The following is a 2,826-nucleotide window of genomic DNA, read 5'->3' on the forward strand; positions in this document are numbered from 1 at the left end:
GGGCCACGCCGGGGGTGCGGGCGAGCCTGTCGCGCAGTTGCCCGGGGAGCCAGGCGCGCTCGGCGATGGGCTTCGCCTTGTGCTTGACCTTGGTCTTGCCGTGCTTGTGCTTGACGGTGATCCGGTGCACCTGCTGGTCCGCGCTGACCACGACGGGGGCTGCGGCATAGCGCTCGGTGTGGATGGTGCCGCGCAGGCCGGTGTCGAGGAGGGTGCCGCACGCGGTGATCAGGGCCGCCGCGCACATCAGGGCGAGAAAGGCGCCGAGAAAACCTGCCTTCCGGGCCCGGACGGTCCGCAGGGCGTATCGCAGCATCATGGGGACGGGCTCTCTTCTGTTGTACGCGCGCACGCGTCGGTCGCGTGCGCTGGGCGCGCGTAACAGAGTCGCCGGTCAGGGGGCTGGAGAGCACTGCGGCGACCCGGCGTCCCGGCAGGGGGCACCCCACCCTCGCGGGGCGGGGGTTAGCCCCACCCCGACACCGGCGTCTGCGCCTCCCCGAGCTCCGAACACCCGGTCCGTCCCCTGGCTCAGAAGTCCCCGTCCCCGAGGAACTCGGTGTCCTCGCCCTCTTCCTCCAGCGCCTGGCGGACGACGCGGAGGGCCATGCCCTCGGGGTAGCCCTTGCGGGCGAGCATGCCCGCGAGGCGGCGGAGCCGCTTGTCACGGTCCAGGCCCCGGGTGGCACGCAGCTTGCGGGCGACGAGTTCCCGGGCGGTCGCCTCCTCCTGCTCGGAGTCGAGCTGGGCGACGGCGTCCTCGATCAACGCCGAGTCGACGCCCTTGGTCCGCAGCTCCCGGGCGAGGGCGCGGCGGGCGAGTCCCCGCCCGTGGTGCCGGGACTCCACCCAGGCGTCCGCGAAGGCACCGTCGTCGATGAGCCCGACCTCCTCGAACCGGTCCAGCACCTCCTGGGCGACGTCCTCGGGGATCTCCCGTTTGCGCAGGGCGTCCGCGAGCTGCTTGCGGGTGCGCGGGGTCCCGGTGAGCAGGCGCAGGCAGATCGCCCGGGCCCGCTCAGCCGGGTCCCCTGAAGACTCCCCCCGCTCGTCCCTCGCCGAGGAGGGGGCGCCTTCGTCCTCACCGGGCGCGTCCCCGAAACCGCGCCGCCGGCCACGCCCGCGGCCCCCGCCCCGCGCGCCACCGGTTCCTCCGAAGCCCCGGCCACGGGGTGAACCGCCCCCGTACGGCTCACCACCCACATCGCGTGCGTCCGGGCCACCGTCACCCTCGTACCCGCCGGTGCCGTCATAGGGAGCGGAGCCGCCGTGGGCGTCGGGTCCCCCGTACTCCCGCCGTCCTCGGTACCGCTCGGGTCCCCCGGGTTCGCCGTACTCGCCGTACTCGAGTTCGCCGTACTCGCCGTGTCCGCCGTCACCGTCCGGGGCGGAGTCCGGGTAGCCCCCGGTACCCCTCCCCCGTGGGGCACCGGGGACGGCGTACTCGTACTCGGCCCAGTCGGTTCGCCGTGTCACGGGTCAGCTCTTGGCTGCGGCGGCCTTGGGCTTGGTGGCCTTGGCGGCTGCCGGGACGGCTGCGGACTTGGCGGCGTCCCCGGCCGCCGCGGTGGTGACCGCCGCGTCGGCGCCCGGCTCGGCGGCGGGCTCCTCCGGCCGGACTCCCACGCCCAGCTTCTCCTTGATCTTCTTCTCGATCTCGTTGGCCAGGTCGGGGTTGTCCTTGAGGAAGTTGCGCGCGTTCTCCTTGCCCTGACCGAGCTGGTCGCCCTCGTACGTGTACCAGGCGCCGGCCTTGCGCACGAAGCCGTGCTCCACGCCCATGTCGATCAGGCCGCCCTCGCGGCTGATGCCCTGGCCGTAGAGGATGTCGAACTCGGCCTGCTTGAAGGGCGGCGCGACCTTGTTCTTGACGACCTTGCAGCGGGTGCGGTTGCCGACCGCCTCCGTGCCGTCCTTCAGGGTCTCGATGCGGCGGATGTCGATACGCACCGAGGCGTAGAACTTCAGCGCCCGGCCACCGGTCGTGGTCTCGGGGGAGCCGAACATCACGCCGATCTTCTCGCGGAGCTGGTTGATGAAGATGGCGGTGGTCTTGGACTGGTTGAGCGCGCTGGTGATCTTCCGCAGCGCCTGGCTCATCAGGCGGGCCTGCAGACCGACGTGGCTGTCGCCCATCTCGCCCTCGATCTCCGCGCGCGGGACGAGCGCGGCGACCGAGTCGATGACGATGAGGTCGAGGGCGCCGGAGCGGACCAGCATGTCCACGATCTCGAGCGCCTGCTCGCCGTTGTCCGGCTGGGAGAGGATCAGGTTGTCGATGTCGACGCCGAGCTTGCGCGCGTACTCGGGGTCGAGGGCGTGCTCGGCGTCCACGAAGGCGACCTGGCCGCCGGCCTTCTGCGCGTTCGCCACGGCGTGCAGGGTCAGGGTCGTCTTACCGGAGGACTCCGGTCCGTAGATCTCCACGACACGGCCGCGCGGCAGGCCGCCCACGCCGAGGGCGACGTCGAGCGCGGTCGAGCCGGTCGGGATGACCTCGATGGGCTCCTTCGACCGCTCGCCCATGCGCATGACCGCGCCCTTGCCGAATTGCCGTTCAATCTGCGCGAGCGCGGCGTCGAGCGCCTTCTCGCGGTCGGTTCCTGCCATGGGTTCCACCCGGTTTGCTTGAGTCGATCGCTTCACGTCAAAGACGCTAACGCCTGCCACTGACAATGCGCCCCGACGCAGGCCCGGCCTGTGGATAACCAGGGGGCATTTCCCGGAATATCGGGGCAAAGACCCCAACCAACAGCCTCGCCTGAGACCTCATAAGAATGGATGTTCGATTTTTGTGTCAAGCCGGCCCCGCCCCTCCCGGCTCAG

At 71.3% G+C, this 2,826-nt stretch carries 2 protein-coding genes and 1 pseudogene; all 3 read right to left on the reverse strand.

Annotation, left to right across the window (positions count from 1 at the left end):
* A pseudogene (locus H5J33_RS29780) lies at positions 1 to 319 on the reverse strand (ABC transporter permease); the annotation flags it as partial.
* 212 nt (positions 320 to 531) lie between these two features.
* On the reverse strand, positions 532 to 1,476 hold the full coding sequence (gene recX / locus H5J33_RS29785) for a recombination regulator RecX (protein ID WP_181797900.1): 945 nt from the start codon (positions 1,474 to 1,476) through the stop codon (positions 532 to 534).
* Between the two features lie 3 nt (positions 1,477 to 1,479).
* The gene (gene recA, locus H5J33_RS29790) at positions 1,480 to 2,610 is read right to left on the reverse strand and encodes a recombinase RecA (RefSeq protein WP_030608882.1); all 1,131 of its coding nucleotides are present in this window, start codon (positions 2,608 to 2,610) and stop codon (positions 1,480 to 1,482) included.
* Positions 2,611 to 2,826: the final 216 nt, after the last annotated feature.

The organism is Streptomyces sp. WELS2 (assembly GCF_013870595.1).
Classification (GTDB): Bacteria; Actinomycetota; Actinomycetes; order Streptomycetales; family Streptomycetaceae; genus Streptomyces.